The sequence below is a fragment of the Corynebacterium sp. MSK032 genome (assembly GCF_030232065.1).
In the GTDB taxonomy this organism is placed as follows: Bacteria; Actinomycetota; Actinomycetes; order Mycobacteriales; family Mycobacteriaceae; genus Corynebacterium; species Corynebacterium jeikeium_D.
On sequence record NZ_JASPJR010000012.1, the window covers coordinates 32,661 to 50,769 of the forward strand.

The 18,109-nt window shown below is 58.2% G+C and carries 22 protein-coding genes; 11 read left to right on the forward strand and 11 right to left on the reverse strand.

The window, feature by feature from the left end; all coding sequences use genetic code 11:
• Window positions 1-11 precede the first annotated feature (11 nt).
• The 5 genes from QP995_RS07940 to QP995_RS07960 form a co-directional block, all read right to left on the reverse strand.
• Window positions 12-1,331 carry a S1C family serine protease gene (locus tag QP995_RS07940; protein WP_069359643.1) on the reverse strand — a complete coding sequence of 440 codons (1,320 nt, stop codon included), beginning with the start codon at window positions 1,329-1,331 and terminating at the stop codon, window positions 12-14.
• 158 nt (window positions 1,332-1,489) lie between these two features.
• On the reverse strand, window positions 1,490-3,046 hold the full coding sequence (locus QP995_RS07945) for a sensor histidine kinase (RefSeq protein ID WP_048733614.1): 1,557 nt from the start codon (window positions 3,044-3,046) through the stop codon (window positions 1,490-1,492).
• Window positions 3,046-3,738 (reverse strand): response regulator transcription factor, encoded by a 693-nt coding sequence (locus tag QP995_RS07950; protein ID WP_005511429.1) that lies wholly within the window; start codon window positions 3,736-3,738, stop codon window positions 3,046-3,048. Before QP995_RS07950 ends, QP995_RS07945 begins: the two co-directional genes overlap by 1 nt.
• 242 nt (window positions 3,739-3,980) lie before the next feature.
• Window positions 3,981-4,154 (reverse strand): 50S ribosomal protein L32, encoded by a 174-nt coding sequence (rpmF, locus tag QP995_RS07955; RefSeq protein ID WP_005511439.1) that lies wholly within the window; start codon window positions 4,152-4,154, stop codon window positions 3,981-3,983.
• Between the two features lie 21 nt (window positions 4,155-4,175).
• Window positions 4,176-4,442, reverse strand: a complete 267-nt coding sequence (locus QP995_RS07960; protein WP_005511390.1) for a type B 50S ribosomal protein L31 — start codon at window positions 4,440-4,442, stop codon at window positions 4,176-4,178.
• A gap of 456 nt (window positions 4,443-4,898) precedes the next feature.
• Here QP995_RS07960 and rpmB point away from each other — a divergent pair, with 456 nt between their 5' ends.
• From rpmB to QP995_RS07995, 7 genes are all read left to right on the forward strand, one after another.
• Window positions 4,899-5,135, forward strand: a complete 237-nt coding sequence (rpmB, locus tag QP995_RS07965; RefSeq protein ID WP_016423274.1) for a 50S ribosomal protein L28 — start codon at window positions 4,899-4,901, stop codon at window positions 5,133-5,135.
• A 3-nt stretch (window positions 5,136-5,138) separates the two neighbouring features.
• Window positions 5,139-5,303, forward strand: coding sequence for a 50S ribosomal protein L33 (rpmG, locus tag QP995_RS07970; protein ID WP_005511413.1), 165 nt, complete (start codon window positions 5,139-5,141; stop codon window positions 5,301-5,303).
• Between the two features lie 3 nt (window positions 5,304-5,306).
• Window positions 5,307-5,612 (forward strand): 30S ribosomal protein S14, encoded by a 306-nt coding sequence (gene rpsN / locus QP995_RS07975; RefSeq protein WP_005511414.1) that lies wholly within the window; start codon window positions 5,307-5,309, stop codon window positions 5,610-5,612.
• 14 nt (window positions 5,613-5,626) lie between these two features.
• Window positions 5,627-5,878: a 30S ribosomal protein S18 gene (gene rpsR / locus QP995_RS07980; protein ID WP_005511410.1), complete on the forward strand. Its 252-nt coding sequence runs from the start codon at window positions 5,627-5,629 to the stop codon at window positions 5,876-5,878.
• Window positions 5,879-6,043: 165 nt separating this feature from the next.
• Window positions 6,044-6,979, forward strand: coding sequence for an AEC family transporter (locus QP995_RS07985; protein WP_070767160.1), 936 nt, complete (start codon window positions 6,044-6,046; stop codon window positions 6,977-6,979).
• Window positions 6,980-7,026: 47 nt separating this feature from the next.
• On the forward strand, window positions 7,027-7,752 hold the full coding sequence (locus QP995_RS07990) for a TIGR03089 family protein (RefSeq protein ID WP_016423276.1): 726 nt from the start codon (window positions 7,027-7,029) through the stop codon (window positions 7,750-7,752).
• Between the two features lie 53 nt (window positions 7,753-7,805).
• Complete coding sequence (locus QP995_RS07995; RefSeq protein WP_016423277.1) at window positions 7,806-9,416, forward strand: FMN-binding glutamate synthase family protein; 1,611 nt, start codon at window positions 7,806-7,808, stop codon at window positions 9,414-9,416.
• Between the two features lie 20 nt (window positions 9,417-9,436).
• Here QP995_RS07995 and purE read toward each other — a convergent pair whose 3' ends face one another.
• From purE to QP995_RS08015, 4 genes are all read right to left on the reverse strand, one after another.
• On the reverse strand, window positions 9,437-9,913 hold the full coding sequence (gene purE / locus QP995_RS08000) for a 5-(carboxyamino)imidazole ribonucleotide mutase (RefSeq protein ID WP_042389458.1): 477 nt from the start codon (window positions 9,911-9,913) through the stop codon (window positions 9,437-9,439).
• Window positions 9,914-10,030: 117 nt separating this feature from the next.
• Window positions 10,031-11,320 (reverse strand): 5-(carboxyamino)imidazole ribonucleotide synthase, encoded by a 1,290-nt coding sequence (locus tag QP995_RS08005; RefSeq protein ID WP_016423279.1) that lies wholly within the window; start codon window positions 11,318-11,320, stop codon window positions 10,031-10,033.
• A gap of 30 nt (window positions 11,321-11,350) precedes the next feature.
• Window positions 11,351-11,812, reverse strand: a complete 462-nt coding sequence (locus QP995_RS08010; RefSeq protein ID WP_016423280.1) for a PH domain-containing protein — start codon at window positions 11,810-11,812, stop codon at window positions 11,351-11,353.
• Between the two features lie 6 nt (window positions 11,813-11,818).
• A complete protein-coding gene (locus QP995_RS08015; protein ID WP_016423281.1) occupies window positions 11,819-12,676 on the reverse strand; it encodes a biotin--[acetyl-CoA-carboxylase] ligase in 858 nt (285 codons plus the stop codon).
• Window positions 12,677-12,802: 126 nt separating this feature from the next.
• On the opposite strand from QP995_RS08015, the gene QP995_RS08020 reads away from it, so the two are divergent.
• The 3 genes from QP995_RS08020 to QP995_RS08030 all read left to right on the forward strand — a co-directional run bounded on the left by QP995_RS08020 (window position 12,803) and on the right by QP995_RS08030 (window position 16,434).
• On the forward strand, window positions 12,803-14,443 hold the full coding sequence (locus QP995_RS08020; protein WP_016423282.1) for an acyl-CoA carboxylase subunit beta: 1,641 nt from the start codon (window positions 12,803-12,805) through the stop codon (window positions 14,441-14,443).
• A 105-nt stretch (window positions 14,444-14,548) separates the two neighbouring features.
• Window positions 14,549-16,177: an acyl-CoA carboxylase subunit beta gene (locus QP995_RS08025; RefSeq protein ID WP_016423283.1), complete on the forward strand. Its 1,629-nt coding sequence runs from the start codon at window positions 14,549-14,551 to the stop codon at window positions 16,175-16,177.
• The gene (locus QP995_RS08030; protein WP_016423284.1) at window positions 16,174-16,434 is read left to right on the forward strand and encodes an acyl-CoA carboxylase epsilon subunit; all 261 of its coding nucleotides are present in this window, start codon (window positions 16,174-16,176) and stop codon (window positions 16,432-16,434) included. The genes QP995_RS08025 and QP995_RS08030 overlap by 4 nt, the downstream gene beginning before the upstream one ends.
• Before the next feature lie 136 nt (window positions 16,435-16,570).
• Here the strand turns inward: QP995_RS08030 and QP995_RS08035 are convergent, their stop codons facing one another.
• A complete protein-coding gene (locus tag QP995_RS08035) occupies window positions 16,571-17,113 on the reverse strand; it encodes a hypothetical protein (protein WP_016423285.1) in 543 nt (180 codons plus the stop codon).
• Between the two features lie 2 nt (window positions 17,114-17,115).
• Window positions 17,116-17,328, reverse strand: coding sequence for a helix-turn-helix transcriptional regulator (locus QP995_RS08040; RefSeq protein ID WP_042388872.1), 213 nt, complete (start codon window positions 17,326-17,328; stop codon window positions 17,116-17,118).
• A gap of 159 nt (window positions 17,329-17,487) precedes the next feature.
• Here QP995_RS08040 and QP995_RS08045 point away from each other — a divergent pair, with 159 nt between their 5' ends.
• The gene (locus QP995_RS08045) at window positions 17,488-18,090 is read left to right on the forward strand and encodes a Maf family protein (protein ID WP_016423286.1); all 603 of its coding nucleotides are present in this window, start codon (window positions 17,488-17,490) and stop codon (window positions 18,088-18,090) included.
• Window positions 18,091-18,109 lie beyond the last annotated feature (19 nt).

Sequence of the window (18,109 nt, forward strand, 5' to 3'; positions counted from 1 at the left end):
CACGCTGCCTATCAATCCTGGGCTTCTGCCAAGGTGACATCGACCGTTCGCTCGTTGCCGCCTCGCTCATCTGTAACTGTAAGTGTGACAGAATCCCCGATCCGATGCGACCGAATAGCCGCAATTAGTGCAACGCCGTTGTCAAGTGTGCGGTCATCAACCTTGGTAATCAGGTCACCATCTTTCAGCCCCGCTTTATCAGCTGGGCCACCTGGCGTTACCTCTCGCACCAGTGCACCACGTGCAATCGGACGCGAATCGATCTGGGCGCCAATGACAGGCATCCGCGCCTTGCCGGAATCGATCAGGTCTTCCGCTATGCGACGAGCCTGATTAACCGGAATTGCGAAACCAAGGCCAATGCTGCCCGCCTGTTCCGATGCCTCACTGTTAGAGGCAATCACGCTGGGCACACCGATGAGGTTGCCTTCCATGTCCACTAGCGCTCCGCCGGAGTTACCCGGATTAATCGCCGCATCGGTCTGGATTGCATCAATGACGGAAGACTGACCGTCTTCACCAGCGGCGGTTACCGGACGGTTCTTAGCGGAGACAATGCCCTGCGTAACAGTGGAGGTCAGTCCCAGTGGCGAACCAACGGCCACCACTTCCTGGCCAACCTGAACCTGCGAGGAGTTGCCCAGCGAGATTGGGCGCAGCCCGTTAACACCTTCAATTCGAATAACGGCAATATCCGTAGCCGCATCCCCTGCAACCAGAGTTGCCGGGTGCGTGGTGCCGTCGGAAAGCAGGACTTCCATATGTGCGTCCGGACCCGCGCCTGCAACGACGTGATTATTCGTCAGCACCAGACCGTCGGACGACAGAATGGAGCCTGACCCCGACGCCGTGCCCCGCTCCGAGGCAGTGGTGATGGAGACGACACTGGGAAGGACCTTCTGCGCGACCTTCTCCACGGACCCCTCAGCTGCTGCTACCTGACGGGTTTCCGCAGGCTTATCCAGCGCGTTGTCCGCGGGGGCCGACGACTGCGAGTTGTGAACTACCCATGCGCCGACACCGCCACCGATACCGGCCGAGCACAGCATCAGGGCAGCGACTGCCAGCGCCCCCATGCCCTTAGCCCCCTGGGCACCCTTGGTCTTCTGCTGATTGGCCGCAACGTCCCACTCTGAACCGCCTCCGTAAGCGCCGTTCGGCTGAGACGGGATGGTGTTGTAGTGGGAATTCTCCCAGCCGCGCTCATTGACAGAAAACTGGTTTGTCTCACCAGCATCCCCAATGGCACGGTTCTCGCTGAAGTTGTGAGATTGCGAGGAGTAGTGTCCCCGCTCATCTCCCCGCGAGGAATCGTTGAAAGAGTTGCTCATACGTAATACCTTGCACTGTCTGTCTAACAATTGGCTGAGAGCAGTCTGCGGTCTCGCCGATAATTCCCCGAATGAAACACCGAATCCCCGCCACGCACTTCCTTAAAAGGCCGCGTGCAGCGGGGATTACATCAGCTTTGACGTGGGGTTATGCGTTTCTAGCTAGGCTCTTGAGCTGAATCGGAGTCTTCGCCTTTTCCGCTGTGCGGACTGCCCGGCAGAGTCACTCGCATCAAGGCACCGCCATCATCGGACTCATCGGCAGTAATCGTGCCCCCGTGGCGGACGATGACCGACTTCACAATGGCCAAGCCCAGGCCGGATCCAGGCATCGACCGCGACTGAATGGAACGGTAGAAACGCTCGAAGACCTTGTCTCGATCTTCCTTCGGGATACCTGGCCCCGAGTCCGCCACCGTGAATTCAGCGACAACCTCGCTGAGCGGCGTTAGACGAACCCGCACGGTGCCATTTTCCGGCGACCACTTTGCAGCATTGTCCATTAAGTTCAAAACTGCGCGACCAAGACCCGCCGAATCCCCGTAGACATACCACGGAGCTGTCTGCACATCGAAGGTAATATCCGGACGACGACGCTCAACACGCGCCAGCGACGTGGAAATGATTTCGTCGACATCGACATGCTCAATAACCTGTTGCGGGCCATCTTCGCGTGCCAAATCAACCAAGTCACCGACCAACGTCGACAACTCTTCCAACTGTGCGATGACGTCAGCTTCCAGATCCGCGCGATCCTCATCCGAGATTGCCGCTCCCGAACGGGAGGCCATCATCAGCAGTTCAATATTTGTGCGTAACGACGTCAGCGGAGTCTTCAACTCATGACCAGCATCTGCAACCAGCTCCGCCTGCTTAATGCGCGACGCTTGAAGTGCAGCCAACATCTCATTGAAGCTGCGGGTAAAGCGCGCAAGCTCATCGTCGCCCTCCACAGGGATTGGGCGCAGCTCGTCGGTTTCCGTCACTCGCTCCGCAGCAATGCGCAGCCGAGTGACCGGGCGCAGACCCGTTGTTGCCACCGTAATACCTGATCCGATTGCGAAGAGGATTCCGATAGCAGAGATACTCAGCAGCACTGCACTGAGCGCTTTCAAGACCGACTGCGTCGAGCTCAGATCCTGCGAAAGGATTAGCGTCGCACCGTCTTCGGAGCGGACTGCGTATACGCGACGGCCGTTGTACTCATCGGTGCGAATCGATTCCTGTCGATTCCCCCGCAACACCGCAAGTTCGGGGCCACCAATAGAGATTGAGCCACCGCCTTTGCCCGCCACACTGCCGTGGGCAAAGTACACCGCGTCCAAATCGGGGTTCAGAATCCTGTTCGAGTCCGCTTCAAAGGAGGGGCCAATGGCAAACTCCGAAGCGTACGGTGACATCAGCAGCTTTTCCGCCTGGCTACGGAGGTTACTGTCCACCTCGCGGTATAGCGCTGCCTGCACAGTAAAAAATGCAGCCAGCGTCATCAGCCCCACCGACATCGCCACAATGAGCGCTGTCAGAATAGTCAGCCGCCAACGCAGCGAAGGGATACGCGAGCTCCGCGGCAGGCCGGGAAGCGATTCCCCTGCCATCGTCTCAGTATTCGCGGACTTCTCTTGCTTACCGACGGTACCTTGCCCCGGATTGGCCTCCGTGGCAGAACGCTGATTTGATTGCACGCCACCGCCGGTCGAACGACGACGGCGCAACATCACGGTGCGGTCTCCCGCATCACATAACCGACACCACGAACGGTGTGAATCAGACGCGGCTCTCCCTCTGCCTCCGTCTTGCGACGCAGGTAGCCAATGTAGACCTCCAGCGCATTGCCGGACGTCGGGAAGTCATAGCCCCAGACATCCTCCAAGATGGCGGTACGGGAGAGTACACGCCGCGGGTTGCTCATCAGCAATTCCAGCAGCGCAAATTCTGTACGCGTGAGACTAATGCGGCGTTCACCGCGGAAGACCTCACGAGTTTCCGGGTCCAAGGAGAGATCCTCAAACTGCAGAGTTGCGGCATCCTCCATCGCAGGCACTTCCAAAGCAGAACGACGAAGTAGCGAACGGACACGAGCGAGCAGCTCTTCCAATGCGAACGGCTTGGGCAGGTAGTCATCTGCGCCGGCATCAAGACCAGCAACGCGCTCGGAGACCGAATCACGTGCAGTCAACATCATGACCGGCAGATCATCGCCTTCGCTGCGCAGCCGACGGCAAACATCCAGGCCGTCCAGCTTCGGCATCATGACATCCAAAATGGCCAAATCCGGACGATCCTTGGCAATCTTTTCCAAGGCCTCTGCGCCATCCTCGGCGAGCTCGACCGTGTAGCCATTAAAAGTCAACGATCGCCGCAACGCTTCGCGTACCGCTTGATCGTCATCAACTACCAAAATCTTCATACTGCCCATTGTGCCTTGAAAATATAAGGTGAGTGTAAATGTGACACAGATTCTTCGTGAGAGTGCTCCCATAAAACCTGGCCATAGAACTGAAAAACCTCACCCCATCGCCGAGTACAAGCGATGGGGTGAGGTTTAAAAAGCTCTTTACCAACTGTTCCTTACGCACTGAACGCGCTCTGGGCGCTCGAAGCGCTCCACGGTTCAGCGAGGAACGTTGTCAGCATCCTAAAAGATGCGCGTTAGAACTTCTCGACGTCAACCAGGCCGAGCTGAACAGCCTTGGCGATGCGACGAGGAACGTTGTAGACGCGGCCGTTTACCTTGACTTCCTGGAGAGCGACGTTGTTGCTCTTCCACTGGGAACGGCGAGCGCGGGTGTTAGCACGCGACATGCGACGCTTTGGTACTGCCATTTTCTTATTCCCCTCCTATTCTTAGTTCTTCTTCGCGCGGCGAATGCGGTTACCGTAACGGCGCTGGAACTTCTCGACGCGACCAGCGGTGTCCATGACACGCTGAGCACCGGTCCAGAACGGGTGCGACTCGCTGGTGACGTCAACGACGATCAGCGGGTACTCGTTACCGTCTTCCCACTCGACAGTGCGGTCGGAGGTGGCGGTGGAACGGGTAAGGAAAGAGTGACCCGTGCCTGCGTCCTTGAAAACCACCGGGTGGTAATCAGGATGGATGTCCTTCTTCATTAATTCTCGTTTCCCTCAGGATTGAACTTCAGGTCGCTTTCCCCCAGCTAAGAGTGAGAGAATCGTGCCTGAGTTGGGTACGAACACGACTTACAATGACACGCACCGGGTCAATATTTCTATAAACCGGCATGTGACACTCGATGGAATATTACAGGCTCGAGCCCGAAAATTAAAAAAGGGCCCTGCACTAACGCCCGTCGACAAGCACGAACTCTATGACGACACTCGAGAGTCGCACCGAGAAAACCACAGTGGAACAGCGATTAGGTTATCCCGCAACTCGTGTGTAAACTGTTCTCTCGCTGTTGTCTAGTTATTCGTTTACGCGCTCAGCGTCGAGTGTCAGTGGGCAGCGCCCCGGAAAAGGCCAGGTGGATTCCTCGGTTATTCAATAGTCCGGCGTGGCGCACCAGTGATGTCGGCATTGGGCGGCAAGGAAGCAAAGGAATCCCTATGTCGGCGATTTGCCAGGTTACGGGACGCAAGCCGTCTTTCGGCAAGACCGTGTCCCACTCCCACCGGCGCACGTCGCGCCGTTGGAACCCCAACGTGCAGCGTAAGAAGTTCTACCTCGCCTCTGAGGGGCGTCACATCACTCTGAATGTGTCCCCGAAGGGTCTGAAGACCATCGACAAGTACGGTATCGAGGCTGTTGTTGCTCAGATTCGTGCACGTGGGGAGAAGATCTAAAAAATGGCACGTAATGACATTCGTCCAATCATCAAGCTGAAGTCCACTGCGGGCACCGGTTACACCTACGTGACCCGTAAGAACAAGCGCAATACCCCGGACCGTATCACCATTAAGAAGTACGATCCGGTTGTCCGCAAGCACGTCGAATTCCGCGAGGAGCGCTAATTCATGGCTAAGAAGTCCAAGATTGCCAAGAACGAGCAGCGCAAGGAAATCGTCGCTCGTTATGCAGAACGTCGCGCTGAACTGAAGCGCATCATCAAGTCCCCGCACTCCACTGACGAAGAGCGCATGGACGCACAGTACGAGCTGAACCGTCAGCCGCGTGACGCGTCCCCGATTCGCGTCCGCAACCGTGACGCTGCAGATGGTCGCCCGCGCGGCTACCTCCGCAAGTTCGGTCTGTCCCGTGTCCGCGTTCGTGAGATGGCCCACCGTGGCGAACTCCCGGGCGTCCGTAAGTCCAGCTGGTAAGTCGAGGAGCACCAATGAAGCGCAATCACTCTAACAAGAAGGCGCGGATGGAGCAGTCCCGCCGCCCGAAGAAGAACCCGCTCAAGGCCGCAGGCGTTGAGAAGGTTGATTACAAGGACATTAACCTGCTCCGCCAGTTCATCTCTGACCGTGGCAAGATTCGTTCCCGCCGCGTCACCGGTCTGACTCCGCAGCAGCAGCGCCAGGTCGCTACCGCTGTGAAGAACGCCCGCGAGATGGCACTCCTGCCGTTCACCAGCCGCTAAAGATGGCTGGTCGGCGGGAGCCGATCATTCGAACACCCGCCGAAAGGCCTTATTTACGCGCTGGCCGCATGACGATACATGCGATAACAGCGTAAAACGGACTCAGTCCTTCCCCACCGAGGGGATTGGATTGGGTCCGTTTTTTATTGTCTAAAATATGCACTTATGCCCGCTCTCACCGAAATATTCACCGGCTTTGGTTCCGTCGCAGTACTGATCATTGTTGGCTGGTTGTTTGGGCGCAGTGAGATCGTCGATAAGCGGGCATCTTTTACCCTGAACATGGTCGTGTTCTGGATCGCGATGCCGTGCATGCTCGCGCACACTCTCGCAACGGCGGATTCGGCGAGCATCTTCGGTTCGGCGTTTGGTGTCGCGGCACTGTCGGCGCTTGGCACGGCGGCGTTCTACCGGATTTTTGTGGCGCCCATGTTCAAACAGCGCGGCGCCGATGCTGTGGTCGGCGCGATGTCGACGAGTTACAACAACGTCGCTAATCTCGGCGTGCCCATCGCAGTCGCAGTGCTTCACGACGCTACCGCCGTCGTCCCGGCCCTTATCTTTCAGATTGCCTTCTATGCGCCCGCTTCCATGACCGTGCTGGAAATCCTCACTAACCGCGGTCATTTCCGACCGCGCAATGTCATCATGACGCCGCTGAAGAACCCAATCTTTCTGGCGGCGATGGTGGGGCTTGCGGTTAATGCGTTTGCTATCGAAGTACCTCAGTTCGTAGCGCATCCAGTGGGGCTATTGGGGCAGGCCGCGGTGCCAATGGCACTTCTGGCCTTCGGTATTAGCCTGCATGGCATGCCGTTTATGGAAGCCGGCCGCTCCCCTCGTCGCGCTGTCGTGGTGGCGTCTATGCTGAAGCTTTTCCTCCACCCCGCGCTGGCTCTGCTGTTCGGCCATTTCGTTTTTGGTCTCAACGGGCATGCGCTGCTGGCAGCTGTGATTATCGCCGGCCTGCCGACAGCCCAGAACGTCTACACCTTCGCCTCCCGCTTCGGCCGGAACCTTGAGCAGGCGCGCGACTGCGGCGTGATTACGACAATCGCCTGCTTGCCGACGATCCTGTTGTTCACCCTGCTATTGAGTTAGGCGACTCTTCCCGACGGCCTGGAGAGAATCTCGTTACCCTTGGAGGCGTGGAGATTCTGAAGACACTTCTCGAGGCCGACCCGTCCGTGCCTCGTTTGACCTGTTATGACGAAACTACCGGCGGTCGTACCGATTTATCGGCCCAAACCCTGGACAACTGGGCCAGCAAGATCGCCAACATGCTGCACGATGAGTTCGACCTCGTCGCCGGAGACCAAGTATGGATTGACTTGCCGTTGATCTGGCAGTCCGCCTGCATCATCCTGGGCTGCGAGCGTGCTGGCGTCACCGTTAGCGATGAGGAGCCGCTGGTCGTATTCACCACTGTCAGCAACGTCAGCACGTGGGAAGAGAAGTTCCCAGATGCCTACCTCGCAGTGCTTACCGACGATCCCTTTGGCCGTGGTGTCGTGGAATGCGGTGATGATATTCCACCGGGAGTCATTGACTTTGGTCCGGAAGTTCGTTTCCACCCAGACGCATATCTAGGCGCAGGCCCGGACTCCGACCAAACTCCCGTTATTGGGGAGAAGTCGGCTGCAGAACTGCTTTCATCTGCTGGCGATTACGCGGACGAGATGCAGCTCACGACCGGTTCCCGCGTCGTTTCCGACGGCTGGCTGGTGCCTGATTCTTCACAGGTCACCGCAGATAAATGGGCACGTAATGTGCTGTCGGCTTGGGTTCGTGGAGGTGCTGCCGTCGTCGTGCGCGGTGGTGATAGCGAGCGTGTCACTGCTATTTCTACGGCCGAAAAAGCCCGTGTGATTTAGTCGCAGCTGTCCCGTCGAGAAGCGCTCTAAGTAGTCGCGATAACCTGGAAACCGTGATTACCCGACCATATATTCTTGCGATTCTCGCCCTCATCAACGTCTTGGGCGCACTGGCTGTATGGGATCTGAGCCCATGGTGGTGGATTCTGATGGCCTTCATCCTCTTCCTGGATGTTGTGGCTATCTATGACATGCTTCAAAAGAAGCACTCCATCTTGCGGAACTTCCCGGTCATCGGCCATCTGCGCTACATGGGTGAGACCATTCGCCCTGAGATGCAGCAGTATTTCATCGAGCGCAACTTCGACGGCGCTCCGTTCGACCGCGATACTCGTACCGTGGTCTACGAGCGTGCGAAGGGGCTGTCCTCGAAGAAGTCATTCGGTACTGAGCGAAAGATTAATGCGCCCGGCTACGAGTACGTCCGCCACTCGATGGCGCCGAGCCAGCACGTCATCGAGGATCCGCGCGTAGATATTGGCGGTCCGGACTGCGCCCAGCCGTACTCAGCGTCTGTCTTCAACATCTCAGCCATGAGTTTCGGCTCTCTGTCCCCTAACGCTGTCATGGCAATGAATAAGGGCGCGAAGCTGGGCAACTTCGTACAGGACACCGGCGAGGGCGCTATCAGCCCTTACCACTTGAAGTATGGCGCAGACCTCTATTGGCAGCTGGGGTCCGGATACTTCGGTGCACGTACTGAGGATGGCGACTTCGACCCGGAGCTCTTCCGCGAAAAGGCTAAGATTCCGCAGGTCAAGGCAACCTATCTGAAGGTTAGCCAGGGCGCAAAACCTGGACTCGGCGGCATGCTGCCAGGTCACAAGGTCAACGAAGAGATTGCGGCTACTCGCCACGTACCAGTTGGCAAGGGCGTGATGAGCCCTCCGTACCACCGCGTCTACTCCACCCCGCGTGAACTTGTTCGGTTTATGGGCACCATGCGTGAGCTCAACGGTGGCAAGCCGGTCGGTTTCAAGCTGTGTGTTGGCTCCCAGCTTGAGTTCCTCGCCGTGTGCAAGGCCATGCTGGAAGAGAACATCACCCCGGACTTCATCATCGTCGACGGCGCTGAAGGCGGCACCGGTGCTGCACCGCTGGAATACTCCGACCGCGTTGGCCTGCCGCTTACCGACGGCCTGATTCTCGTCCATAACGCGCTCGTAGGTGCCGGTCTGCGCGATCGCATTAAGCTCGGTGCGTCCGGCAAGGTCATTACTGGCTTCGATATTGTGAAGCGCATGTGCATCGGTGCTGACTTTGTGAACTCGGCTCGCGGCATGATGATGGCCACCGGCTGTATCCAATCTCAGCTATGTCATACAAACACCTGCCCGGTGGGTGTGGCTACCCAGGATCCGAGCCTGTGGAAGGCCCTGGATGTCGACGACAAGGGTCAGCGTGTGGCCAACTATCACAATGCCACGGTCGCGGAAGCAGCTAGCCTGTTGGCATCGATGGGCCTGAATAGCTTCTCTGAGCTGGGGCCGTCCCACCTGCTGCGGCGCACCAATGAGCAGGTCGGTGAGACCTACGCGGAGCTCTACAACTGGCTGCAGCCAGGCGAGCTGCTGAGCGGAACTCGCTTCCACAACTGGGCCGAAGCCTGGGAGACTGCCGACCCGGACACGTTCCACTACCCCGCAGTTCATATGCGCGGGTAGTTCGGGGCTGGTTGCGCGCCCTACTCACCCATCAGCTTCTTGCGCAGACGCTCGTCCTTCGCCAGAACTTCATCGCGCATGTTGGCCTGGTAGTTCTCCATCGCCACAATGAGCTCCGGGTAACCGGCCGAGAGAATACGCACAGCCAGCAGGCCAGCGTTCTTAGCGCCGCCCACACCGACGGTTGCCACCGGAACGCCGCCCGGCATCTGAACGATTGACAGCAGGGAATCGACACCCTCCAGGTTCTCCAACGCGCGTGGCACGCCGATAACCGGCAGCGGAGTGGCCGACGCAACCATGCCCGGCAGGTGTGCTGCACCACCGGCGCCAGCGATAATGCAGCGCAGCCCCTTGTCAGCGGCGGACTTTGCGTAGTCAATCATGCGTTCCGGAGTGCGGTGTGCAGAGACCACACCTACCTCAAAGGGAATTCCGAACTCAGCCAAGACCTCCGCTGCGGGCTCCATGGTCGGCCAATCCGAGTCCGACCCCATAATCAGACCGACCAGCGGACCGGTTACGTTGGCCAACTTCGGGCTTGCCACCTGGTTTGCTTCAGCCAATGTTGTCTCCTTGAGATAGCAATCTAATTCTTATACAGCGCCAGCCACCTATGCGGTGTAGCCGTCTGCCCACACGCCATCGACGATGTAGCCAGCAGCGAGGTTGGCAACCCGCCGGGTCTCCGCGATGCCTTCCGGGCTTGCGTCGTAGCCGCACAGGTTGACGTGCCCCAGCTTACGTCCAGGGCGCCAATCCTTCCCGTACCAGTGAATCTTCGCTGATGGGAAACGACGCCATACCTCAGCAAAACGCTGTGAAATAGGTACATCCGAGGCCTCATCGCCACCGAGCGTATTGACCATTACCGTCACCGGCGCAGTCGGGCGAGTGGAACCCAGTGGCATGTCAGCAACTGCACGCAGGTGCTGCTCAAACTGGCTGGTCTCACAGCCGTCCTGCGACCAGTGACCAGTGTTGTGTGGCCGCATGGCCAACTCGTTGACAAAAATCTCCGGATTGCCGTCAGCATCGACGGTTTCGAACAGCTCAACTGCCAGCGCGCCGGTTACTCCCAGCTCGGAAGCGATGGTCACACTGAGCTTTTCGGCCGCTCTCGCAAGGTCGTCGGCAAGCCCTGGCGCCGGGCAGATTGCCTCAACACAGATGCCGTCACGCTGCACGGACTCGAGGACCGGCCAGGCCTTGACCTCGCCCGACGGCGTGCGCGCACACATGGCCGACAACTCACGAACCAGCGCGACCTTCCGCTCGGCCATCAGCGGCACGTCCTTGCCCAGCAGTTCGTCGACAAGCGCACGCAGATCCTCGCGGTCCTTCGGGAACCACACGCCGTGACCGTCGTAACCGCCGCGGCGAGCCTTCAGGCAGACGGCACCGTCAACGCGGTCGAAGAATGCTTCGGCATCCTCGGCGGACTCAATTGCAGCGTAGGCAGGTACTGGAGCGCCCAGTTCCTCCAGGCGCTGGCGCATCAGCAGCTTATCCTGCGCGTACAGCAACGCCGACGGCTGAGGCTGAACCGAGTAGCCCATCTCGGTCAGCTTGTTGAGGAATTCGGTGGGAACGTGCTCATGGTCGAAAGTCACGGCCTGCGCACCGGCGACAGCGCGCTCAACATCTTCCCAGACGTGGTAGTCGCCGATGATAACGTCCGCACACACCTGCGCTGCGGAAGCATCCGGCGAACCGGCGAGCAAACGGATGGACTGTCCCAGCTCAATGGCCTCAGTCTGCATCATACGAGCCAGCTGACCGTCACCAATCACCGCCACAACCGGCACGCCATCAGCATGCGCGGGATGCTGCGCAGCAGTTAGCGCTGCAGCGGAATTAGAAGTGGAATTAGTGGAGTTTTCAGGGGTATCCGAAGCAATCACACCCCTGATTGTAGGTTATGACCCAAAATTCTAAGTCAACCGGGAGACCAACTTAGCCACCTTGCGGGAGCTGGGAATATCTTCTACAGCCAGCGGCGGGCCGAAACTGCGGGTGTGCAGATACAACACGCCGCCCTTGCGATTGACCGCACGCACCGAACGCAGATCAATCGAGACCACCTGCGGGCGCAGAATGCCGCGGCGCAAAATAATCCGCCTATCAGTCAGCACAAACCGCTCCCCCAGCCAACTTAGTACCGGACGAACGACGCGCCAGAGAATAAGCCCCAGCCACGCGAAGAGCAGCAGCTGACGCACACCTTGCAGATCTCCCGGAGCAATCCCAGGGCCGTCGATAAAACCAATCAGCAACCAGCAGACGCCCGTGATAACCATGAGTTCCAAGAGCGGCCACACCAGCCGACCAAAAGTTGGATTGGTGTCCAGCAGAATTGCCTCGCGCGTGTCCAACTCATCATCGGGAAAGGCCATACAGCACTACCCCCGCTCCGAATCAGCCTGCGGGGACGCATAGCCGCCGTCAGTGGCACGAACATGGAACACGTCACCGGCCGCAACAAAGTGACTTGTGCCAGCTTCATCGGTGACGATCAATTCGCCGTCGGCACGCACGCCAACCGCCTTGCCCACCAGCACGCGATCCCCCGGCAACTCCACGCGCACGTTCGAACCGATGGTCGCGCACACCGCCTCGTAGTCCCGCAGCAGCTCCGCATCGCCCTTTCGCCACTGCGCTTGACGACGTCCCAGCGCACGCAGCACACCAGCGGAGATGTCGTCGCGGTCGAGGTTTTCCGCTCCCGCCAGGTATAGCGAAATGGCGTGTGGCACCGGCAGCTCATCTTCCTGCAGGGAAACGTTGATGCCGATTCCCGGAATGAGAATTGGCGGTGTCAGCGACGCGGCCTCCACCAGAATTCCGCAGAGCTTACGACCGTCAACCAGGACATCGTTCGGCCACTTCAGGGAAACGCGTTCAGGCGCAAGACCCGCAACTTCCACAACAGCATCGACAACTGCGAGGCCCGCGACTAACGGCAACAGACCCAGTTGCTCGGGTGCGAGCCCTTCCGGGCGCAGCAGCGCGCTGAGTGCAATGGACGCACCCTTCGGGGCCGTCCAACTACGACTCAGTCGACCGCGACCTGCGGTCTGCTCCGAGGCGATAAGCGCACTGAGATCTGCCACCTGCCCCAGTGCCGCCTGTTTCCGAAGATCAGCGTTGGTCGAACCAGTGGTTTCGACAACCTCAATGGAATTCCAGCCCGGCGCGGCTGCGCGCACACGCGTGGCGTCAAGAGGCTTGCGGGAAGCAACAATCCTGGGGTTGGTCATGCACAGCAGTCTAGCGCCATGGCCGGATTCACTGAGTCGTGACCTTTCTCAAGAGCTCGACAGCGTGAGAATCATCACAGCTCGCCTGCTTTACTATTTTCCTTCCCAAACACTACATTCCATAACATGACTATTTCCTCACGTTTGGCGGCGGAGCAACACACCACCGCTTTTCTCAATGAAGACCTTCTACGCCGACGCACTGCTGCACTGACTCCGATGGGGTCGCGGGGCTACGACAAGCTCAAACTGACTGAGCGCATGAATGCCCGCGAGCGCATTGACTACCTGCTGGACGAAGGATCTTTTGTCGAATTTGATGCGCTAGCCCGCCACCGCACTACCGCATTTGGGATGGAAGCCAAACGCCCCGTGACCGACGGAATCATCACCGGCTGGGGAACCATAGACGGCCGTGAGGTCTGCATCTTCTCTCAGGACGGCACAATCTTCGGTGGTGCACTCGGAGAGGTCTACGGCGAAAAGATGGTCAAGATTCAGGAACTTGCCATCACTACCGGCCGCCCCCTTATTGGCATGTACGAAGGCGCCGGCGCCCGCATCCAAGATGGCGCAGTCTCACTGGACTTTATTGCCCAGACGTTCCACCACAACGTTCGCGCCAGCGGCGTCATTCCGCAGATTTCAGTCATTTTTGGTGCCTGTGCGGGCGGAAATGCCTACTCCCCAGCACTGACGGACTTCGTTGTCATGGTGGAGGAAAGCTCCCGTATGTTCGTCACCGGCCCTGACGTAATCGAAACAGTCACTGGCGAAAAAATCAGCCAGCACGAGCTCGGCGGCGCCGACACCCATATGGAGATCGCCGGAAACTCCCACTACACCGCCACTAGCGAGCAGGATGGACTCGACTGGGTCTGCGATTTGCTGGACTACCTCCCCAACAACACAACCTCCCCCGCGCCCAGCTGGGATTCCGATGCCAGTGACGAAATCACCGACACTGATCGCACCCTCGACAGTCTCATTCCCGACAGCCCATCCACGCCGTACGACGTGCATGAAGTCATCTACGCGCTTTGCGACGATGCGGAGTTCCTGGAAATCCAGGAAAACCGGGCAGCCAATGTCGTAATTGGCCTTGGCCGTCTCAATGGTCAATCTGTTGGGTTTGTCGCTAATCAGCCCATGGAATTCGCGGGCTGCCTAGATATCGATGCAGCGGAGAAGGCCGCGCGATTCGTCCGAACCTGCGATTGTTTCAACATTCCACTCGTCTTTCTCGTAGACGTACCCGGCTTTCTCCCCGGTTCAAATCAAGAACACCAGGGAATTCTGCGCCGTGGCGCTAAATTGCTCTATGCGTATGCAGAAGCAACCGTTCCTAAAATCACCGTCACCATGCGCAAGGCCTATGGCGGTGCTTATTGCGTGATGGGGTCAAAGGGGCTCGGCGCGGATGTAAATCTGGCTTGGCCGACGGCACAGATCGCCGTGATGGGCGCCTCTGGCGCAGTACGCTTCCTCCATCGTGCCGAGATTCGAACCGCCACCGAAGCAGCTCTCGCAGCAGATCCAGCGGCCGATAGATTTGGCACTCCCGAGAGTGTGAAAGAACTCATTGCTGAACTGGAAATGGGATACGAGCAACACATGCTCACGCCTTATCGTGCCGCCGAACGGGGGTTAATTGATGAAGTCATCCTCCCCTCCGAGACACGAACTCGAGTGATAAAAAATCTGCGCCTGCTAACTTCAAAGAAAGTACCGTGGCCTGCGCGCAAGCACGGCAATATTCCACTGTAAGAGCAGGCTTTTTGCTGTACAACGAGCTAGTCATTACCCCTACTTTTGTTAACAGCGATTGCCCCCAACTACCTCCCCCCGTTTTCGAAACGTAAACTAGTTGGTATGACGACTGCCGCAAATACATCAACCGGTGAAACCCCGGATTTGACCACTACTGCTGGAAAGCTGGCCGATCTGCGAGCCCGTCTCGCAGAGACCCAGGCTCCAATGGGCCAGGCCAGCATTGACCGCGTCCACGACAAGGGCAAGATGACCGCTCGTGAGCGCATCGAGTTCCTCTTGGACGAGGGCTCGTTCGTGGAGGTTGACGCTCTCGCACGTCACCGCTCCAAGAACTTCGGCCTCGACGCCAAGCGCCCTGTCACTGACGGTGTTGTGACAGGCTACGGCACCATCGATGGCCGCCAGGTCTGTGTCTTCTCGCAGGACGGCGCCATCTTCGGTGGCGCGCTCGGTGAAGTCTACGGTGAAAAGATTGTCAAGATCATGGATCTGGCCATCAAGACCGGTGTCCCAATTATCGGCATCAACGAGGGTGCTGGTGCCCGCATCCAAGAGGGCGTTGTTTCCCTCGGCCTCTACTCCCAGATTTTCTTCCGAAACACCCAGGCTTCTGGTGTTATTCCACAGATCTCCCTGATCATGGGCGCCTGCGCTGGTGGCCACGTCTACTCCCCGGCTCTGACCGACTTCATTGTCATGGTCGATGGCACTTCCAAGATGTTCATCACCGGCCCGGACGTTATTAAGACCGTCACTGGCGAAGAGGTCACACAGGAAGAGCTGGGTGGCGCTGGTACTCACATGAGCACCTCCGGTACTTCGCACTACACCGCCGCTGATGACGAAGACGCTCTGACTTTCGTTCAGGAATTAGTCAGCTACCTGCCGTCCAACAACCGCGCTGAGGCTCCTCGCATGGAGGCTGAGCCGTTCGAGGGCTCCATCGCTGACAACATCACTGAGACTGACCTCGAGCTCGACACGCTGATTCCGGACTCCCCAAACCAGCCGTACGACATCAAGGACGTCATCACCCGTCTGGTCGACGACGAGGACTTCCTGGAAATTCAGGAGGACTACGCACAGAACGTGGTCATCGGCTTCGGTCGCGTGGAGGGTCGCTCGGTCGGTTTCGTCGCCAACCAGCCGATTCAGTTCGCTGGCTGCCTCGACATCAAGGCATCCGAGAAGGCGGCTCGCTTCGTCCGCACCTGTGACGCCTTCAACATTCCGATCATCATGCTGGTTGACGTTCCAGGCTTCCTGCCGGGCACCAACCAAGAGTTCGACGGCATCATCCGCCGTGGCGCCAAGCTGCTGTACGCATATGCTGAGGCCACCGTCCCGAAGATTACCGTCATCACCCGTAAGGCCTACGGCGGAGCTTACTGTGTGATGGGCTCCAAGGACATGGGCGCTGACATCAACCTGGCATGGCCGACCGCTCAGATTGCGGTCATGGGTGCTTCCGGCGCTGTCGGCTTCATCTACCGCAAGGAGCTCAAGGCTGCTGCGGCCGAGGGCAAGGATGTCGTCGCACTGCAGAAGGAGTACGAGGCAGAGTACGAGGCCACCCTGGTCAACCCGTACATGGCTGCTGAGCGCGGCTTCATCGACGCCGTTATCCCGCCGAGCGAGACCCGCGGCCAGATCATCGAGGGTCTGCGTCTACTGGATCGCAAGGTTGTTAACGTACCCGCCAAGAAGCATGGGAACATTCCGCTGTGACCGATTCCAAAAACACCCCAGCAACCGAAGACAAGGACGCCGCTACAGCCCCGGCTGCACCGTTCATGTCCGTCCTCAAGGGCAACCCGTCTGACGCTGAAACTGCCACGCTCGCGCTTTTGTTCGCAGGGATGGCAGCAGCCGGCGGCGCCCCAGAGGACCGCGGCCCGCGCAACAACTGGGGTCGGCTGGAAGAGGGTTTCCACCAGCCGCACCAGCACGTACCGGGCACGTTCCGCAACGTCCATTTCTACTAGTACAGCTACCGCTTAGCGCGTAGTCGTTACCGCACGCTAGCTGCGTCGATTCGCTAGCACAAAGCGCCACCATCGGGTTTTCCGATGGTGGCGCTTTGGTTTTTGTTACTGCCTTAGCCTTGACCACTGCTTATTACTAGCGTTGTTCACCCAGCGACTCGCCATCAAACTCGTCATCGAGCTCCCGGTCCAGCCGACGCTGATCACGGTTGCGAGCTACCGGCCACACCACCTTGAACAGGAAATACACAAACGCCAGACCGATGGCAGCACCCACCACAGCGCCGGCAATGAATCCCCACGATTCCGATAGTGCCCCACCAGCGCTTGCCTCAGAGAGCAATTGCACTCTGATAAAACCAATCAGCCACAGCCCAATGACGGCTACGAGTGCTGCAATCTCGCCTTTTGTAAGACCATTAATCTTCGGCATTGGCACTTGACGTCGCAACCACCGCTGCGAAAACAGGAGTCCAACCAGCGGCATCAAGATGATTGCCACTGTCACGCCCACCATCTTTGGCTCTGGAATGAGCCAAATCAGTACCGTTGCAAGCACGTAGTTAGCCCACATCATCATTGTGAACCCGTACGTGTAGGACTTATGCAGCAACATCTGCTGATACTCATCGTCCACCGTGGCGCTGTTGCGTTCAATTACGACATCCGCATAGGACATTGTCAGTATCCTTCCTCACCAAAAATTTCTTCGACTGTTTTTCCCAGGACCTTGCAGATACGCAACGCCAAATACACCGAAGGCGAGTAATTTCCCCGCTCGATATTTGCAATGGTTTGCCGCGAGACCTCCACCTGCGCGGCTAAATCCGCTTGGCTCAGCTCCAACCAGCGTCGGTATCTCCTGACCTGGTTCGAACGTTCTTCCCCACTCATCTGTGTACTTTCTTTAACTTGATGTCCACTTTACTTTACATCACTAGAAGGCAGCTGCCATCTAAAAAAATCTGCCTGTTCTTACAATCGGGCCAACCCCACGCATGTTTGCCACAAAAATTAGGCTTTACGATTCCGCCCTCACTAAAATCACTAACTATGAGCAGCCCCCGAATCGTCTTGGCTTCCACTTCCCCTTCGCGACTGCACATTCTCCGCTCTGCAGGCATCGAGCCCATCACAGTAGCGCCCAACGTCGACGAGGATGCCGTAATCACAGCCCTTCCGGACGCATCGCCGGTACGCATCGTCGAGGAACTCGCGCAGGCCAAGGCACACGCTGCCTCTCCGGCCTACCCCAATGACATTGTCATTGGCGGGGATTCAATGCTGCTTCTCGACGGGCAGTTGCAGGGCAAGCCCCACACGGAAGAAAAGACCATTGAGCGCTGGCATCAACAGAGTGGCCGGACGGCTGAGCTGATTACTGGTCACTGTGTCGTGACACCAAAGGGCGAGCACCTTGAGGTGGCGATTACTTCCCTCGATTTCGCTGAAGTCCCAGAAGAGGACATCCGTGCCTACGCTGCGACGGGCGAGCCGCTGAAGTGCGCTGGCGCGTTTACTTTGGAGGCTCTAGGCGGCTGGTTTGTCGATGGCATCAATGGCGACTCATCCAGTGTGATCGGACTGTCGCTACCTGTCGTGCGCCGAGCTCTGTATCGCTACGGCTATTCGGTCTCCCAGTTCTGGAATCGGTAGGCATCGCAAGAACCGTCGA